16 protein-coding genes are annotated in these 16,260 nt (G+C 57.1%); 11 read left to right on the forward strand and 5 right to left on the reverse strand.

The window, feature by feature from the left end; genetic code table 11:
• Positions 1 to 11 precede the first annotated feature (11 nt).
• Genes GS636_RS14345 through GS636_RS14355 form a run of 3 tightly spaced genes read left to right on the forward strand, consistent with a single transcriptional unit; the run spans position 12 to position 3,096 of the window.
• The gene (locus GS636_RS14345) at positions 12 to 1,430 is read left to right on the forward strand and encodes a gamma-aminobutyraldehyde dehydrogenase (protein WP_171670082.1); all 1,419 of its coding nucleotides are present in this window, start codon (positions 12 to 14) and stop codon (positions 1,428 to 1,430) included.
• Positions 1,430 to 2,170, forward strand: a complete 741-nt coding sequence (locus GS636_RS14350; protein ID WP_171178644.1) for an SDR family NAD(P)-dependent oxidoreductase — start codon at positions 1,430 to 1,432, stop codon at positions 2,168 to 2,170. Before GS636_RS14345 ends, GS636_RS14350 begins: the two co-directional genes overlap by 1 nt.
• On the forward strand, positions 2,170 to 3,096 hold the full coding sequence (locus tag GS636_RS14355; protein WP_171178641.1) for a 3-hydroxyacyl-CoA dehydrogenase NAD-binding domain-containing protein: 927 nt from the start codon (positions 2,170 to 2,172) through the stop codon (positions 3,094 to 3,096). The genes GS636_RS14350 and GS636_RS14355 overlap by 1 nt, the downstream gene beginning before the upstream one ends.
• A gap of 2 nt (positions 3,097 to 3,098) precedes the next feature.
• Here GS636_RS14355 and GS636_RS14360 read toward each other — a convergent pair whose 3' ends face one another.
• The 3 genes from GS636_RS14360 to GS636_RS14370 form a co-directional block, all read right to left on the reverse strand.
• Entirely contained in the window at positions 3,099 to 3,380 is a 282-nt protein-coding gene (locus GS636_RS14360) for an SCP2 sterol-binding domain-containing protein (protein WP_171670084.1), read from the reverse strand.
• A 79-nt stretch (positions 3,381 to 3,459) separates the two neighbouring features.
• Positions 3,460 to 3,864, reverse strand: coding sequence for a DUF1810 domain-containing protein (locus GS636_RS14365; protein ID WP_171670255.1), 405 nt, complete (start codon positions 3,862 to 3,864; stop codon positions 3,460 to 3,462).
• A 32-nt stretch (positions 3,865 to 3,896) separates the two neighbouring features.
• Complete coding sequence (locus GS636_RS14370) at positions 3,897 to 5,123, reverse strand: argininosuccinate synthase (protein ID WP_171092834.1); 1,227 nt, start codon at positions 5,121 to 5,123, stop codon at positions 3,897 to 3,899.
• Positions 5,124 to 5,264: 141 nt separating this feature from the next.
• Between GS636_RS14370 and GS636_RS14375 the strand changes: the two genes are divergently transcribed.
• Positions 5,265 to 6,032, forward strand: a complete 768-nt coding sequence (locus tag GS636_RS14375; RefSeq protein WP_171184644.1) for a hypothetical protein — start codon at positions 5,265 to 5,267, stop codon at positions 6,030 to 6,032.
• Between the two features lie 58 nt (positions 6,033 to 6,090).
• Positions 6,091 to 7,317 (forward strand): threonine ammonia-lyase IlvA, encoded by a 1,227-nt coding sequence (gene ilvA, locus GS636_RS14380; protein ID WP_171670085.1) that lies wholly within the window; start codon positions 6,091 to 6,093, stop codon positions 7,315 to 7,317.
• Here the strand turns inward: ilvA and GS636_RS14385 are convergent.
• The gene (locus GS636_RS14385; protein WP_171670086.1) at positions 7,314 to 7,643 is read right to left on the reverse strand and encodes an Hpt domain-containing protein; all 330 of its coding nucleotides are present in this window, start codon (positions 7,641 to 7,643) and stop codon (positions 7,314 to 7,316) included. The genes ilvA and GS636_RS14385 overlap by 4 nt on opposite strands.
• 163 nt (positions 7,644 to 7,806) lie before the next feature.
• Between GS636_RS14385 and GS636_RS14390 the strand changes: the two genes are divergently transcribed.
• Positions 7,807 to 9,081, forward strand: coding sequence for a PP2C family protein-serine/threonine phosphatase (locus GS636_RS14390; protein ID WP_171670087.1), 1,275 nt, complete (start codon positions 7,807 to 7,809; stop codon positions 9,079 to 9,081).
• Here the strand turns inward: GS636_RS14390 and GS636_RS14395 are convergent.
• The gene (locus GS636_RS14395) at positions 9,078 to 9,524 is read right to left on the reverse strand and encodes an NUDIX hydrolase (protein ID WP_171670088.1); all 447 of its coding nucleotides are present in this window, start codon (positions 9,522 to 9,524) and stop codon (positions 9,078 to 9,080) included. The genes GS636_RS14390 and GS636_RS14395 overlap by 4 nt on opposite strands.
• 76 nt (positions 9,525 to 9,600) lie before the next feature.
• On the opposite strand from GS636_RS14395, the gene GS636_RS14400 reads away from it, so the two are divergent.
• The 5 genes from GS636_RS14400 (at position 9,601) to GS636_RS14420 (ending at position 16,186) form a co-directional block, all read left to right on the forward strand.
• Positions 9,601 to 10,587: an Hsp33 family molecular chaperone HslO gene (locus GS636_RS14400; RefSeq protein WP_171670089.1), complete on the forward strand. Its 987-nt coding sequence runs from the start codon at positions 9,601 to 9,603 to the stop codon at positions 10,585 to 10,587.
• The gene (locus tag GS636_RS14405; protein WP_171670090.1) at positions 10,580 to 11,176 is read left to right on the forward strand and encodes a CoA pyrophosphatase; all 597 of its coding nucleotides are present in this window, start codon (positions 10,580 to 10,582) and stop codon (positions 11,174 to 11,176) included. The genes GS636_RS14400 and GS636_RS14405 overlap by 8 nt, the downstream gene beginning before the upstream one ends.
• Positions 11,173 to 12,327: a CCA tRNA nucleotidyltransferase gene (locus tag GS636_RS14410; protein WP_171670091.1), complete on the forward strand. Its 1,155-nt coding sequence runs from the start codon at positions 11,173 to 11,175 to the stop codon at positions 12,325 to 12,327. Before GS636_RS14405 ends, GS636_RS14410 begins: the two co-directional genes overlap by 4 nt.
• A gap of 191 nt (positions 12,328 to 12,518) precedes the next feature.
• Positions 12,519 to 14,357, forward strand: a complete 1,839-nt coding sequence (locus GS636_RS14415; RefSeq protein WP_171670092.1) for an ABC transporter ATP-binding protein — start codon at positions 12,519 to 12,521, stop codon at positions 14,355 to 14,357.
• Complete coding sequence (locus GS636_RS14420; protein WP_171670093.1) at positions 14,354 to 16,186, forward strand: ABC transporter ATP-binding protein; 1,833 nt, start codon at positions 14,354 to 14,356, stop codon at positions 16,184 to 16,186. Before GS636_RS14415 ends, GS636_RS14420 begins: the two co-directional genes overlap by 4 nt.
• The last annotated feature ends 74 nt before the right edge of the window (positions 16,187 to 16,260 follow it).

Below are 16,260 nucleotides of genomic sequence, written 5' to 3' on the forward strand. Positions count from 1 at the left end.
CGGGGGACGACATGCAGACAAAGATGCTGATTAACGGAGCGATGGTAGAAGGTCAGGGCGATGCTCTGCCCGTTCTGGATCCATCTACCGGTGAAACCGTGGCCCATGTGCCCGAGGCGACGCCCGAGCAGATCGAAGCCGCAACGTGTGCTGCCCATGAAGCCTTTGACGCCTATCGGCTTGTTACGCCTTCCGAACGGTCGGGATATCTGCACGCGATTGTGGATGTAATGGAAGAAAACATCGATGAATTGGCTGAGTTAGAGACGCTTGATGTTGGCAAGCCATGGCCGATGGCCCGCGATGAAGAGATGCCTCTGACCATCGACACTTTCCGCTTCATGGCCGGTGCCTCACGCACGATGAGCGGGTCGGTGGCCGGAGAATACGCAGCGGGCCACACGTCAATGATCCGCAAGGATCCGATTGGCCCAGTGGCTTCCATCGCGCCATGGAACTATCCGCTTATGATGGCGGCATGGAAGATCGCTGCCCCCCTGGCGGCAGGTTGCACCATTGTTATGAAACCGTCCGAAATCACGCCGCTGGCCACGCTGCGGCTGGCAGAGTTGCTGGCAGATGTATTGCCCAAAGGTGTGTTGAACGTAGTCCATGGTCGGGGCATGTCGGTTGGTGACAGCCTGATCAATGACCCTCGGATTGAAGGGATCTCAATCACCGGCTCACCTGCGACCGGAATGGCCGCGATGCGGGCTGCATCCAACCAGATCCGCCATGTACATCTGGAACTTGGGGGCAAGGCGCCGGTCATCGTGTTCAATGATGCTGATATCGACGCCGTGGCCGAGACGATCCGATACGGTTCGTTCTTCAACGCAGGTCAGGATTGCGCTCAGCCCTGTCGGGTGATGGTGCAGGATGATGTATACGACAAAGTGGTTGCTGCCGTCGCTGATCAGGTTGCTCAGATCAGGATCGGTGCGCCAAAGTCCGATGGTACAGAAATGGGGCCTATCGTATCAGCCGCCCAACGCGACCGGGTCGCCGGATTTGTCGATCGCGCCCGCAGCAGCGCTGAGATCGCCGTAGGTGGCAAGGTTGGTGAGGGGGAAGGGTTCTTCTATCAGCCGACCGTCGTCGCAAATGTGGATAATAACGCTGAGATCGCATGCAGCGAGGTGTTCGGCCCGGTCGTGACTCTGTCGCGATTTACCGAGGCGGACGAAGCCCTTCGGATTGCAAACGCGGGGCGGTACGGGTTGGCGTCGTCTGTCTGGACCAAGGATGTCTCGACCGCGATGAAAATGGCGGCGCAGCTGCGGTACGGCATGACCTGGGTGAATACGCACGGAATGCCAGCGGCGGAAATGCCCTGGGCTGCGATGAAAGGATCAGGCACGGGTTGTGACATGTCGGTTTATGCGCTGGATGCCTACACTTCCGTGCGCCATGTGATGGTGGCACACTGATGCGGTTGGCTGGGAAAAGAGCGCTTGTGACAGGTGGGCGGCAAGGCATTGGTCGCGGAATAGTCGAAGCCTTTCGCCGTGAAGGCGCGACAGTGACGACATGTGGACGCGGGGCGCGGCCTGATGGGTTGGCTGACGACATCATCTGGTGTCCGCTGGATGTCACGGACACGGACGCTGTCGAAGCGTTGGCCGAGGCCGCAGGCGGCATCGACATTCTGGTGAATAATGCTGGTGTGCAGGTCGAAAAGACTGTTCCAGACAGTTCGGACGCGGATTGGGAAGCTGTGATTGGCACCAATTGCAAGGGCGTCTTCAATATGTGCCGGGCTTACATACCTCGGATGGATGAGGGCGCTGCGATCATTAATATAGGCTCTATTTCAGGGAATACCGCTGATCCGTCCATGGCGCTTTACAACGCGTCCAAGGCATTTGTGCATGGCTTGACCCGTTCTATTGCGGTCGATCACGGGCCAAAGATCCGCTGCAACGCGATTTGCCCCGGATGGATTGAAACAGGAATGCTGGACGCCGCGTTCGAGTTGGCCAATGACCCTGATGCCGCGCACAAGGATGCGATTGCCCGCCATGCTGCAGGTCGTTTTGGGAAACCCGAGGATATTGCGAGCATGGCGGTCTGGCTGGCTTCGGATGAGGCAAGCTTTGCCACAGGTCAGCTTTTCACCGTGGATGGTGGTATGACAGCAGCTTCACCTTTGAACCCGGGATTGTTCTGATGGAAATACAACACACGGCCTGCTTGGGCGGAGGCGTCATTGGCGCTAGTTGGGCAGCTCTTTTTCTGGCATCCGGGCGTTCTGTTGCCCTCTTTGATCCTGACCCGAACGTCGAAAGGAAAGTATGCCAGTATGTAGAGAATGCATGGTCGACCCTTGGTGCGCTGGGCTTGACAGAGAATGGAAACCCGGACGCCATCACGTTTCATTCCAGCGCTGCTGCCGCAGTGGCTGATGCGGGATTTGTTCAGGAAAATGTGCCTGAGCGTTTGCAGATAAAACATGCAACCTTTGCCGAGATTGAGCCTGCTTTGTCCAAGGGCGCAATCGTCGCCAGCTCTGCATCGGGTCTAACACTTGGCCAAATGCAGCCTGGATGGTCTGACCCGTCGCATTTTGTTTTGGGACATCCCTTCAACCCACCGCACCTAATCCCGCTGGTTGAGGTGATGGGGAATGAGAAAACTTCCGATGGTGTGGTTGATGCGGCACAGGCGTTTTATGAAAGCGTGGGTAAGACCACGATCCGGGTCAACAAAGAGGTGCCCGGCCATGTAGCAAACCGGTTGCAAGCTGCTTTGTGGCGTGAAGCCATTCATCTTGTGGTGTCGGGTGTTGCGTCGGTCGAAGATGTGGACAAAGCCGTCTGGGCAGGACCGGGTGTAAGGTGGGCGGCGATGGGGCCGACCATGTTATTCAACCTCGGCGCTGGCAAGGGTGGGTTGAAAGCCTTTTGCGACCATTTCACCGATACGTTCAATGGATGGTGGGATGATTTGGGTCAGGTCTATTTGACTGATGATGTCGCCCAGCAGCTTACAGAAGGTGTGATGGCTGAGGCCGCAGGGAAAACCCAAGCCGAGCTGTCCGAGCAACGGGACGCGTTGATTCTGGCAATGCAGAAATCCATTGCAGAATTGCGCTGAGTTTAGCCGAGCAGCTGACCCAGCTTCATCGCGACGCCCATATTGCCCGAAATCTTGAGCTTGCCCATAGCGACACCCGTCATCGGGTTCAGTTTCCCTGTCAGCAGCTTGGTCAGGTTGTCTTGTGAGATACGGATGGTACAATCCGTGTCCTGATCCTGCGTCGTGGCCTGATTGTCGGCCAGAACAATCACCCCGTCTGCGCCACAGTCGAATTTCAACGAGCCATCAAAGGTTTTGCCGTCTAAGCCCTTTTGAATTCCATCAGCGATGTCTTCAAGCATCCGGGTTCCTTTCGCAGTTTCCGAATGCGTAAAGGGTCAGACGGCGCGCAGGCAAGGCTGACCCAACGGGAGCTTGGCTTTATGACGCACCAAGTATCTGCGTTGTCCGATCGCAGGCCCGACCATCGTAAAAGGCGTCGAGAACGGCCTGAAACTCGACCGGAGCATCCGCGACAGAAGAAAACAGCGTCATCGAAGATCGCAGCTTCTTTGCATCAACCCCACCCAGGACGTCAGCCGCATCTCGCCCTTTGTGCAACAGCATCAGCGACGCTGCTTCCGTCAGCCGACGGCGCAGTTCGGGGTGGGCCAAATAGGCCGTTGCCTCGTCCAGATCTTCTATGCCGTAAAGCTGCGCCATATGAGATTGGCCCAGCTCGGCCAGTTGCGGAAACACAAACCACATCCAGTGGCTGGTTTTCTGCCCCTGTTCCAATTCACGCAGGACATCGGCCCAAACCGTGTCCTGCGCCTCGATGAACATATCGAGTTCGTCGTCGTTATCGTCTTCGTCGATCACTTGGACAAACGCTTGTCGCGTGCGGCCAGAAGTTTCAGGCGTAGTGCGTTCAGCTGGATGAAACCGGCTGCGTCTGTCTGATCGTATGCACCAGCGTCTTCCTCAAAGGTCACGTGCGCCTCAGAGTACAGCGAGTGATCCGACCAGCGGCCTACGGTCGAGGCCAGACCCTTGTACAGTTTCACACGAACGGTGCCGGTGACATGCTCTTGCGATTTGTCGATGGCGGCTTGCAGCATCTCACGCTCGGGCGAATACCAGAAGCCGTTATAGATCAGCTCGGCATATTGCGGCATCAGCTGGTCTTTCAGGTGCATTGCGCCGCGGTCCATAGTGATGGATTCGATCCCGCGATGCGCTTCCAGCAGGATGGTGCCGCCCGGTGTTTCATAGATGCCGCGCGATTTCATGCCCACGAACCGGCCTTCGACCAGGTCCAGACGGCCAATGCCGTGCTTGCCGCCATATTCGTTCAGCTTGGTCAGGATGGTGGCCGGGCTCATCGCCTCGCCATTGATGCTGACCGCGTCGCCTTTTTCAAAGCCGATCTCGATGAACTCGGGCTCGTTCGGCGCATCCTCGGGGTGGACGGTGCGCTGATAGACATAGTCGGGTGCCATATCGGCAGGGTCTTCCAGAACCTTACCCTCGGACGAGGTGTGCAGCAGGTTCGCATCGACCGAGAAGGGCGCCTCGCCGCGCTTGTCCTTGGCAATCGGGATCTGGTTTTGTTCGGCGAACTCCAGCAGCTTGGTGCGGCTGGTCAAGTCCCATTCACGCCAGGGGGCAATGACCTTGATTTCGGGGTTCAGCGCGTATGCTGCCAGTTCGAACCGCACCTGATCGTTGCCCTTGCCGGTCGCGCCGTGGGCCACGGCATCGGCGCCGGTGGCTTCGGCGATCTCAACCAGACGTTTCGAGATCAGCGGGCGCGCGATGGACGTACCCAGCAGATACAGCCCTTCATACTGCGCGTTGGCGCGGAACATTGGGAACACGAAGTCGCGTACAAATTCTTCGCGGATGTCCTCGATATAGATGTTCTCGGGCTTGATCCCCAGCAGCTCGGCCTTCTGGCGTGCGGGCTCTAGCTCTTCTCCCTGACCCAGATCGGCGGTGAAGGTCACGACCTCACACCCATACTCGGTCTGCAGCCATTTCAGAATGATCGAGGTATCAAGGCCACCGGAATAGGCCAGAACAACTTTCTTGGGCGCGGACATCTGACTTCCCTTTATGCGTAGAACGATTGGCCCCTAGCGGGTTTTGAACGCGGGGGCAAGCTGTGTGGATTGACGCAGAACGGGAATTAAGGTGAAACATACGCAATTAAAACAATGTTTGGTTGAAGGGGCAGTATTCGGATGTTGGGATGGCAGATTTTTGTGCATTCGGTGCGGATGGTTTTTGGAAATCTCAAGCAGGTGCTACAGATCACATTTGGTCCTGCGTTGATTGCCACCGCGTTGATTGTCGCATTGTTCATGGTGTCAGGCGTTCCGCTGGAAGCGTTTGAAGCAGAAACGGGAGAATTGCCGCCCGGCACGTCGCCTGGCTCTATCCTGCTTTTGGTTTTTGGGCTGATTGCGGTGATCTTTGTAACCATGTTCTGGATTGCGGTGTCGTGGCACAGGTTCATTCTGCTGGAAGAGTATCCCAACGGTATATTGCCAACATTCCGTTCTGACCGAATTCTCGCATATTTCGGGCGCGCTATATTGCTTGTACTATTGATGGCAATCGCGTGGCTTCCGGGTGGCGTGGTTCTCGGCACTTTCGTTCAAAGTTCGCCTGTTCTCGGAATTCTATTGCTTGTGGCATATCTGCTGTTTCTGGCCGTTTGCTTGTATCGGCTTTCCATTATTTTGCCCGCAGCAGCTATTGGCAGCCCCATAACACTTGGCGAAGCTTGGAAAAACACAGCAGGAACTGCCGGTGCGATTCTAGTCCTGCTCATCGTAGCCTTTCTGTTTCAGTTTGCTGTTCAGCTTGTTTTTACATTGCTGGCCTTCATTCCGGTTCTGGGGATATTGCTGACCGTGTTTTTCGGCACGCTTATCCTTCCGATGATCAATGTCAGCATTTTTACAACCATGTACGGCGTGTTCATCGAAAAACGCGAACTCTCCTGACCCGCGTACACATATGTATTCCTTGCCCTTAACGCGGTGATGCGGCAGTGAAACGGTCATGACTGATTTCATGACCCGCGCCCGCGCCGCCGAACAGGCGATGCGCTCTGTGTTTCCAGCAACGCCGTTGCAGCGGAACGCCCATTTGTCCGACCGTTATGGTGCGGACATCTGGCTCAAACGCGAAGACCTCAGCCCGGTGCGGTCGTACAAGATCCGGGGCGCGTTCAATGCGATGCGCAAGCAGCAGGGCCAGGATCTGTTCGTTTGTGCCAGTGCGGGTAATCACGCGCAGGGCGTGGCGTTCATGTGCAAGCATCTGGGGGTCAAAGGCGTGATCTTCATGCCGGTCACGACGCCACAGCAGAAAATCCAAAAGACCCGAATCTTTGGCGGCGACAATATCGAGATTCACCTGACCGGCGATTATTTTGATGACACGCTGGCTGCTGCCCAAGCTTGGTGCACACAGCAGGGCGGGCATTTCCTGTCACCGTTTGACGACGCGGATGTAATCGAAGGTCAGGCCTCATTGGCGGTCGAGATCGAAGAGCAACTGGGCGGTGTACCGGATCATGTCGTTTTGCCGGTTGGTGGTGGCGGAATGTCCTCCGGCGTGGCGACGTGGTTCGGGGATCGCAGTCATTGCTTGTTTGTCGAGCCCGCTGGGGGCGCATGTCTGCGTGCCGCATTGGCGGCGGGGCATCCCGTTGCGCTGGATCATGTGGATACCTTCGTCGATGGCGCGGCGGTCGGACGAATTGGTGAGAAGCCGTTCGATTTGCTGAAATCGCGCCACCTGTCGGATGTGCTGGTCCTGTCCGAAGACCGTATCTGCGCCACCATGATTGAGATGCTGAATGTCGAAGGCATCGTGCTTGAACCGGCTGGGGCTTTGGCGATTGAAGCAGTGGGCGATGTTCAAAGCTTTGTGCGCGGCAAGACCGTAGTCTGCGTGACGTCCGGCGGTAATTTCGATTTCGAACGTTTGCCCGAGGTCAAAGAACGCGCGCAGCGCTATTCCGGGGTGAAAAAGTACTTCATCCTGCGCCTGCCGCAGCGCCCGGGCGCGTTGAAAGAGTTTCTGGGCATTCTTGGCCCCGAAGATGACATCGCCCGCTTTGAGTATATGAAAAAATCAGCGCGCAATTTCGGCTCGGTCCTGATCGGGATTGAAACCCGCAAGCCTGAAAACTTCATGCGCTTGTTTGCGCATCTGGACGAGGCCGGGTTCACCTATACCGACATCACCGAAGACGAGACACTTGCGCAGTTTGTAATCTAACTCAGGTTTTCGCACAGCTCTGATACGAATTTGAGTTTCGAGCTGTCATAAACGGCCAGCAGGGCTGGCAGATCAACCTCCGCACCCTGACCTGCTGCGGCCTGCCGTTCGCCGTCCTGACAGAGTTTCGAGAACTGATCGAAGCCAAGGCTGAGCGCGCTACCCTTCAGGAAATGCAGGTTTTGTTCCAATTCGATCCGGTTGGTGTCGTGATGCAGGCGCGCAATGACCTCTTGCACCTCTTCCAGAAAAATCTCGACCACCTCGTCAAATTCATCGGGGCCAACTTCGTCCCGCAATTGCCTGACTCTGTCCCAGTGGATCATGATGCGCTACCCGTCGACCTATCTGTAAGGTTCTGGGTAAGCCACGGCTGGTAAAAGCCCAGTTAACGGCAATGTCTGAACGTGGGTCATGTCTTCACCGGATGTTAAACCCACGAAGGCTAGGGTCGCCCTGACCGGTCAATCTCATGAGAGCAGAGGGTAAATGGTGCCAGGGGCGAGTCTTGAGGACACCAGATCAGATCTGGACTTCGGCGCGATCCGCAAGGTGCTGGTTGTGGATGACAGCCGTTTGCAGCGGCGCATCCTGGTGGCTTCGCTCAGAAAATGGGGGTTTGATGTAGTCGAGGCTGATACTGGGGAGGCCGCGTTGGAGCTGTGTCGGACAGACCCGCCCGACCTTGTGCTCAGCGACTGGGTTATGCCGGGGATGAGCGGGCTGGAGTTCTGTTGCGCATTTCGCGCTCTGGAAACGGATCAATACAGCTATTTCATCCTGCTAACGTCCAAAAGCGAAAAGCAAGAGGTCGCACGCGGTCTGGATGCCGGGGCGGATGATTTTCTGATCAAACCTCTAGAAGCCGACGAATTGCGGGCGCGCATTTCCGCCGGGGCGCGTATTCTGGACATGCAGCGCGAGCTTTCGCAGAAAAACCGCCTGATCGAATCCGCGTTGGAAGAGCTGAAACTGGCGCATGACGCGATCGACAAAGATCTGATGCAGGCGCGTAAGATTCAAGAATCCCTGGTGCCCGAGCTATCTCGGGATTTTGGCAACTCGCGCGTCAGCCTTTTGCTAAAGCCATGCGGCCATATTGGCGGCGATCTTGTTGGCATGTTCTCGCCCGGCGTGAATCGGTTGGGGTTCTACAGCATTGATGTGTCCGGCCACGGCATCACATCGGCCATGATGACGGCCCGATTGGGAGGCTATCTGTCCAGCAAGCACTTTGACCAGAACGTTGCGATGGAACAGCGGTTCAACAAGTTCTACGCGCTCTTGCCGCCCGAGGATGTCGCCAAAACGCTCAACTCCCGCCTGATGGCAGATACGGGGATCGAGGAATACTTCACGATGGTCTATGCCATTGTTGATCTGCGCAACGGGCTTATGAAGATGGTGCAGGCCGGGCATCCGCACCCCCTTTTGTTACGTAAAGATGGCAGCAGTGAATTTCTGGGTGACGGTGGTTTGCCGATAGGCTTGATCGAGGATGCGGGCTTCCATCAGATCGAGACGAAACTGCAACCCGGGGACAAGCTGTTGTTGTATTCTGACGGGTTTACCGAATGCCCTCTGGCAGATGGTGGCCTTTTGGATGAAGGCGGTTTGCAAGAAATGGCGCAAAACTGTGTTTCAGAGAATGGCGGGTCCGAGTTTCTGGATGACATGTTCTGGCGACTGACCCAGGTCATGTCGCCCAAAGAAGGAATCGGCGATGACGTTTCGGCCGTGTTCTTCGAATATAACGGCCCTTAAAGCGACCAAAGATGCATTCTGGCAAAATGTCGGTCACCGTCATTGCCCAGTTTTTCAATCGCATCTGCCGTATCTATCCATCGTGCTTCGTGAAACGCCTCGGCTGGCGGTCCGATGCGGCGGACGGGACGCGCGCGATAGATCATGCAGACCTTTTCCGCCCACAGATCGTATTCAGGCATATAGGTAAAGCGGCGAAAGGTACCGACACGGCGCGGGTTGGCAACCAGCCAGCCTGTTTCTTCGTATACCTCGCGATGCAGGGCCGTGATTGGCGATTCGCCCGGATCAATTCCTCCGCCCGGCAGTTGCAGCTCTGGGTTGAGGCCGTCGTCATACCATGTCACCAGCAATGATCGTCCACGAGGCAAAAGCACGTACACGCCGGGTCGATGCGTGTATTTCTGCCCTGCCTGAGGGGTTTCGCCAAACCGTCTGATCATGTAAGGCCCCTTAAAACCCAATCTGTACGACCTATATGGTGCCGGTATGCCAACCTGTGGCGTGTAAGGAAACCCCATGTCTCTTGGAACAAAAATCGCGTGGGACGATACCGTCCTGCCCTTTCAACTTGATGCATCCGACATGCGCGGCCGCGTGGCCCGTTTGGATGGCGTGCTGGATGGCATCCTGAAGCAGCACGACTATCCGCCGCAAGTCGAAGCGCTGGTGGCTGAAATGGCCTTGCTGACCGCGTTGATCGGCCAGACCGTTGCGTTGCGCTGGAAGCTGTCGTTGCAGGTGCAGTCCAAAGGGGCGGTGCGCATGATCGCAACCGACTATTACGCGCCGCAGGAAGAGGGCCAAGCCGCTCAAATCCGCGCATATGCCAGCTTTGACCGCGACCGGCTGACCGACGCGGCGCCTTTTGATCAGGTGGGCGAGGGGTATTTCGCCATCATGATCGACCAGGGCGAAGGCACGCAACCGTATCAGGGCATCACGCCGCTGGCGGGTGGATCGCTGAGCGCATGTGCCGAGGCGTATTTCGCCCAGTCTGAGCAGTTGCCGACGCGGTTTTCGCTGAGCTTTGGTAAATCGACCGAGCCCGGCGTGGGCGAGCATTGGCGCGCTGGCGGCATCATGTTGCAGCACATGCCCAAAGCGTCGCCCTTTGCAGCATCTGGCGAAGGTACCGGTGAGATCCTGACCGCCAGCGATCTGGTAGACGGCGAAGAGGGTGAGAACTGGGGCCGCGTCAATATCCTGCTGGATACTGTCGAAGATCTGGAAATGATCGGCCCTTCGGTTGCGCCGACCGACCTTTTGGTTCGCCTGTTCCATGAGGAACATCCACGTGTCTATGATGCGCAATCGGTTCAATTTGGCTGTACCTGCTCCGAGGACCGAGTGCGCCAGAGCTTGTCGATCTATTCGGCGAAGGACATCGAAAAGATGACAACGCCTGAAGGTCTGGTTACGGCTGATTGCCAGTTCTGTGGTGCGCATTACGTGCTGGATCCGGCAACTGTGGGCTTTGAAGCTGAAGACAGCAAAGGTGCATGATCCGGTTGAAAAGATCCGGGCGGCCTTGCGCCGCCCCGGTCACGGGTCCAGCGACTTTGACCTGAACCCTGACACTGTTTTGCCACCCGGGCGGCGGCTGCGCCCTGCCGGTGTTCTGGTGGCAATCTCTCTGGCTTATGAAACGCCTCGGGTGCTTTTGACCAAACGGTCCTCAGCCCTGAAGCATCACCCCGGTCAGATCGCATTTCCGGGCGGTAAGCAGGATGAAGGTGACGCCGACGTAACCGCGGCAGCCCTGCGCGAGGCGCAGGAAGAGATTGGGCTGCCCGTTGACCAGCCCGAGGTTTTGGGGTTTCTGCCCATGCATGAAACGGTCACCTCTTTCAACGTCACCCCTGTGGTCGCAATCGTGCGAGACACATTCAAGCCTGTGCCCGAGCCCGGCGAGGTGGACGAGGTTTTCTCGACCCCTCTTGCCCATCTTCTAAATCCCGAGAATTATCTGATTGAGTCGCGTCGCTGGCGTGGTCAGAAACGCAGATACTACGCAGTTCCGTACGGCCCTTATTATATTTGGGGCGCGACGGCCCGCATATTGCGCGGGCTTGCAGCACGGGTGAATGAATGATGCAGATAAACGAGCCTTGGGTCAGTGAACCAGCGACCCAACTGGTGTGCGCCGCCCTGACTGCATCTGGTGCGCAGGCACTTTTTGTGGGTGGCTGTGTGCGCAACGCGCTTTTGGGCGCACCTGTCTCGGATATCGATATTGCCACCGACGCGCGACCCCAGCAGGTTGTTGAGATGGCGCAGGCTGCGGGGCTCAAGGCTATTCCAACGGGTATCGATCACGGAACGATCACGGTCGTCAGTGCCGGTATCCCTCACGAGATCACTACTTTCCGACGTGACGTGGAAACCGACGGGCGGCGCGCTGTTGTTGCGTTCTCTGATCACGTCGAGGAAGACGCGGCCCGGCGCGATTTCACCATGAACGCGATCTACGCACGGCCCGATGGCGCAGTGTTAGACCCGCTCGGTGGATTACCCGACCTACAGGCACGTCGGGTTCGGTTCATTGGAACGGCAGAGAATCGTATCCGCGAAGATTATTTGCGCTCGCTTCGGTATTTCCGGTTTCATGCCTGGTATGGTGACGCGGGCGCTGGATTTGATCCCGACGCTCTGGCCGCCATTGGTGCCAATCTTGATGGGTTGAAATCACTGTCGCGCGAACGGGTCGGGGCGGAACTGCTGAAACTACTGGCAGCGCCCGATCCCGCCCCTGCCATTGCAACAATGCGCAGCACGGGTGTCTTGGCACAGTTGTTGCCGGGTGCAAATGACCGATCCCTTTCGCCTCTTGTCGCCCTCGAACAAGCCGCAGGTGCTGATCCCGATCCGGTGCGACGGCTGGCAGCCATTGCCACGCCCGAAGACGCAGCGACATTGCGGTTGAGCCGTTCGCAGCTGCAACGTCTGACCCGGATGCGAGAGGAGGCACAAGCCACCACCAGCGTGGCCGAGTTGGGCTATCGCTATGGCGATGAAGGCGGTTTGCACGAGACACTTTTGCGTTGCGCCTTTTTGGAACAACCTTGGTCCGAAGACCTGAGGCATGACTTACATACAGGGGCGGCTGCCCGTTTCCCAATTCAAGCCAAAGATCTGATCCCCAACTTCACAGGCCCAGCGCTGGGCCAGAAACTGGCCGAGCTTGAAAGCCGCTGGATCGCGTCCGGCTTTGCGTTGTCGCGCGAGGAGTTGCTGGCAAGTTAGCGCTAAGTCTCAAAAGGGGATGACAAATCAAAAAGATTGTGCTTACGTGCGGCTGTCACATGGATGGAGGACAGCGAATGTATTACGGGATCTGGTTCGGCTAAAGCCAGGACACTTGCCCCGTAAAGGGTGGTGTTCAGGCGCCATTCTTCTTCGCACGTCTACATTTCTGCTCAATCGGAGCACTCTCCATGTTTCGCTATTTTGAAAACCTCATTGACCCTTTTGTCGCCTACAAAGAGTCCAACGCGCCACCGACAAAGCTGTGGCCGTTCATGCTGGACTATTCCCGGCCGTTTTTCCGCGTGTTTGTCTGGGCCACGCTGCTATCCATTGTTGTGGCGGGGGTTGAGGTCGGTCTGATCTATTACATGGGGCGCGTCGTAGATTTGCTTGTCGGCTCTCCCACCGAAGTCTGGCAGGATCACGGGACCGAATTGCTGCTGATGGCGGCGTTCATCCTTCTGCTGCGGCCGGTTCTGCATATTCTGGATGTGCTGGTGATCAACAATGCGATCCTACCTCAATACGGCACTCTGTTCCGCTGGCGGGCGCATAAACACGTTTTGCGTCAGTCGGTCAGTTGGTTTGAAAACGATTTTGCCGGGCGGATTGCCAACCGGATCATGCAGACACCGCCTGCCGCAGGTGAGGTGGTCTTTCAGGTCTTTGACGCGATTTCCTTCTCGCTGGCTTATCTGATTGGGGCTGCTGTCTTGCTGATGGCCGCCGATCCGCGGCTTCTTTTGCCGTTGGTTATCTGGTTTGCGCTATATGCGGTGTTGGTCCGATGGGCGATCGTGCGTGTTGGTCCGGCGTCCAAGGCGGCATCTGATGCACGTTCGACTGTGACGGGGCGTGTGGTCGACAACTACACAAACATCCATTCGGTCAAAATGTTCGCGCATGCGGATCAAGAAATGACCTATGCCCGCGAGGCAATCGAAGAAACCCGCCGAACCGTGCAGGTTGAGATGCGGATTTTCACCATTATGGATGCGTTTCTGGTCACTCTGAACGGCTTTTTGATCGTCGGGGTAGTTGGTTGGGCGATTGTGCTTTGGATGCAGGGCCAAGCCTCGGTTGGCGTGGTCGCAGCGGCAACCGCGTTGACCCTGCGCCTGAATGCCATGACCGGATGGATCATGTGGGCGCTGACCAGCCTGTTCCGCCAGCTTGGCGTAGTTGCCGAGGGGTTGGAGACGATTGCCCAGCCGATCCAGTTGCTGGATGCGCCTGATGCCAAGTCGCTAAAGCTGAACAAAGGCGAGATCGAAATCCGCGACCTGTCGCACCATTACGGCCGTGAAACCGGTGGCCTGGACCATATCAACCTGACCATTCAGCCCGGCGAAAAGATCGGTCTGATTGGGCGGTCTGGCGCTGGTAAATCGACCCTCGTCAAGCTGCTTTTGCGGTTTTATGACGTCGAACGCGGTGCGATCCTGATTGACGGGCAGAACATCGCGGATGTCACGCAGGACAGCCTGCGCAGCCATATCGGCATGGTTCAGCAGGACAGCGCTTTGCTGCACCGGTCGGTTCGGGACAACATCCTTTATGGACGCCCCAACGCGACCGAAGCACAGATGATAGAGGCCGCCAAGCAGGCCGAAGCGCATGACTTCATCCTTGACCTGCAAGATCCGCAGGGACGCACCGGGTACGATGCGCATGTTGGAGAGCGTGGTGTAAAGCTGTCCGGCGGGCAGCGGCAGCGCGTGACACTGGCGCGGGTGATCCTAAAAGATGCACCGATTTTGTTGTTGGATGAGGCGACATCCGCCCTAGATTCCGAGGTTGAAGCGTCAATTCAGGAAACCCTTTACGGCATGATGCAAGGCAAAACCGTGATCGCCATTGCGCACAGGCTCAGCACGATCGCGCAGATGGACCGTATTCTGGTCATGGACGGTGGCCGTATCGTTGAAGAAGGCGCGCATTCTGACCTTCTGGCGCAAGGTGGCCTTTACGCGCAGTTCTGGGCGCGGCAATCTGGCGGCTTCATGAATCCGGAGGCCGCGGAATGAGGGTTGCTGACCTCATCCAACCGTTCAAAACCACTGAAACGCCCCCACCACAGACGTTGGGGGCGTTCATTCGCTGGAGTCTGTCCGGGGCCTGGCCGATGTTGTTTGTTGCAGCCTTCTTCTCGGCCACTGCCGGTGCGATGGAGGCTGGCACGGCCTGGATTTTGGGTCGCGTGATTGATGTGGCAACGTCCAGCGGTCCCGAACAGTTTCTGACCGCGCAAAACATGTGGATGATTTTCGGCGCGGTTGCGTTCTTTATGCTGGTGCGTCCGATCTTGTTTGGCCTGTCGTCCTTGTCGAACAACTACATCGTTATGCCCAACATCACCCCTTTGGTGTTGGCCAAGCTGAACCGTTGGACGCTGGGCCAGTCGGTGACGTATTTCGACGATGATTTTGCTGGGCGCATTGCGCAGAAGCAGATGCAAACGTCGAACGCGATGGCTTCCGTCGTGTCGGAAACGATCAGCGCCATTGTGTTCGCTTTGGCGTCTTTGGCGGGATCTTTGCTTTTGTTAGGGTCTATTCACCCGCTTGCGATGCTGCCCTTTGCCGCTTGGTTAGTTGTCTATTTTATTCTGGTCCGCTGGTATCTGCCGCGTATCCGAAAACGTTCAGCCGCACGAGCCGGGGCGCGAGCAATGGTGTCGGGACAGGTGGTCGATACGATCACCAATATCAAGACCGTAAAGCTGTTTGCGCATTCGGCTTTCGAAGATCAGGCTGCGCGCGACTCGATGGTGGAACTGCGCGAACGGTCGCTGGATTTTGGAAAACTGTCCGCCAGTTTCCGGTTCATCCTGATGACGCTGGCCGGGGTACTGCCCGTGCTGCTGTTGGGAGCGACGCTTTGGTTGTGGCAACTCGGCATGGCAACCGCAGGAGATATTGTTGCGGCCGGTGCGGTCTCAATCCGCATCGCGCAAATGACGGGTTGGGTCAGTTTCACGCTGATGGGTCTGTATGCCAATGTGGGCGAAATCGAAAACGGGATGAAAACGCTGGCCAAGCGGGACCGGGTCGAGGATGTGGGGGACGCAAAAGACCTGGCCGTGAACGACGGATCTATTTCGTTCGAGCATGTCAGTTTTGCTTACGGTCGGGATGTTGGTGGCGTCATCGATCTGTCCCTGACCATAAAACCCGGCGAAAAACTGGGTATTGTCGGCGCTTCAGGGGCGGGGAAATCGACGCTCGTTTCCTTGCTGCTTCGACTCTATGACAGGGAAAATGGCGCTATTTGTATTGACGGGCAGGACGTGTCGCAGGTGACACAAGACAGCCTGCGCCGCCAGATCGGTATGGTCACGCAGGAAACGGCGATGTTCAACCGTTCGGCGCGCGAAAACATCCTATACGGTCGCCCGGATGCGTCCGAGGATGAGATGATCACCGCCGCGAAAAAGGCCGAGGCGCATGAATTCATCCTCAGCCTTGAGGATGCCAATGGTCGCCAAGGCTATGACGCTCATCTGGGCGAAAGGGGTGTAAAACTCAGCGGCGGGCAGCGTCAGCGGATCGCTTTGGCCCGTGCCATTTTGAAGGACGCGCCGATATTGGTTCTGGACGAAGCGACCTCGGCGCTGGATTCCGAGGTTGAAGCCTCGATTCAGACCGCGCTGCATCGGGTGATGGAGGGTAAGACCGTTCTGGCCATTGCGCACCGCCTGTCCACCCTCAGCGAGATGGATCGGATCGTTGTTCTGGACCAGGGGCGGATTGTCGAAAGCGGAACGCATGAGGCGCTGCTGGATCAAGGCGGGCTTTATGCGCGGTTCTGGCATCGTCAATCAGGCGGCTTCATTCAGGCGGAAGCTGCGGAATAAGAACCTTTGCGGTTTTCTTAACCACACCGTATCGGAATGCGCGTTCGACCGGAGGGAGAGACAGCGTATTGCGA

It is taken from the genome of Ruegeria sp. HKCCD4884 (assembly GCF_013110855.1).
Lineage (GTDB): Bacteria > Pseudomonadota > Alphaproteobacteria > Rhodobacterales > Rhodobacteraceae > Ruegeria.

Excerpts from the sequence above, each read along its gene's own strand:
- GS636_RS14345 (WP_171670082.1), top strand. The coding sequence starts at position 12 with ATGCAGACAAAGATGCTGATTAACGGAGCGATGGTAGAAGGTCAGGGC.
- GS636_RS14350 (WP_171178644.1), top strand. The coding sequence starts at position 1,430 with ATGCGGTTGGCTGGGAAAAGAGCGCTTGTGACAGGTGGGCGGCAAGGC.
- GS636_RS14355 (WP_171178641.1), top strand. The coding sequence starts at position 2,170 with ATGGAAATACAACACACGGCCTGCTTGGGCGGAGGCGTCATTGGCGCT.
- GS636_RS14360 (WP_171670084.1), bottom strand. The coding sequence starts at position 3,380 with ATGCTTGAAGACATCGCTGATGGAATTCAAAAGGGCTTAGACGGCAAA.
- GS636_RS14365 (WP_171670255.1), bottom strand. The coding sequence starts at position 3,864 with ATGTTCATCGAGGCGCAGGACACGGTTTGGGCCGATGTCCTGCGTGAA.
- GS636_RS14370 (WP_171092834.1), bottom strand. The coding sequence starts at position 5,123 with ATGTCCGCGCCCAAGAAAGTTGTTCTGGCCTATTCCGGTGGCCTTGAT.
- GS636_RS14375 (WP_171184644.1), top strand. The coding sequence starts at position 5,265 with ATGTTGGGATGGCAGATTTTTGTGCATTCGGTGCGGATGGTTTTTGGA.
- ilvA (WP_171670085.1), top strand. The coding sequence starts at position 6,091 with ATGACTGATTTCATGACCCGCGCCCGCGCCGCCGAACAGGCGATGCGC.
- GS636_RS14385 (WP_171670086.1), bottom strand. The coding sequence starts at position 7,643 with ATGATCCACTGGGACAGAGTCAGGCAATTGCGGGACGAAGTTGGCCCC.
- GS636_RS14390 (WP_171670087.1), top strand. The coding sequence starts at position 7,807 with ATGGTGCCAGGGGCGAGTCTTGAGGACACCAGATCAGATCTGGACTTC.
- GS636_RS14395 (WP_171670088.1), bottom strand. The coding sequence starts at position 9,524 with ATGATCAGACGGTTTGGCGAAACCCCTCAGGCAGGGCAGAAATACACG.
- GS636_RS14400 (WP_171670089.1), top strand. The coding sequence starts at position 9,601 with ATGTCTCTTGGAACAAAAATCGCGTGGGACGATACCGTCCTGCCCTTT.
- GS636_RS14410 (WP_171670091.1), top strand. The coding sequence starts at position 11,173 with ATGATGCAGATAAACGAGCCTTGGGTCAGTGAACCAGCGACCCAACTG.
- GS636_RS14415 (WP_171670092.1), top strand. The coding sequence starts at position 12,519 with ATGTTTCGCTATTTTGAAAACCTCATTGACCCTTTTGTCGCCTACAAA.
- GS636_RS14420 (WP_171670093.1), top strand. The coding sequence starts at position 14,354 with ATGAGGGTTGCTGACCTCATCCAACCGTTCAAAACCACTGAAACGCCC.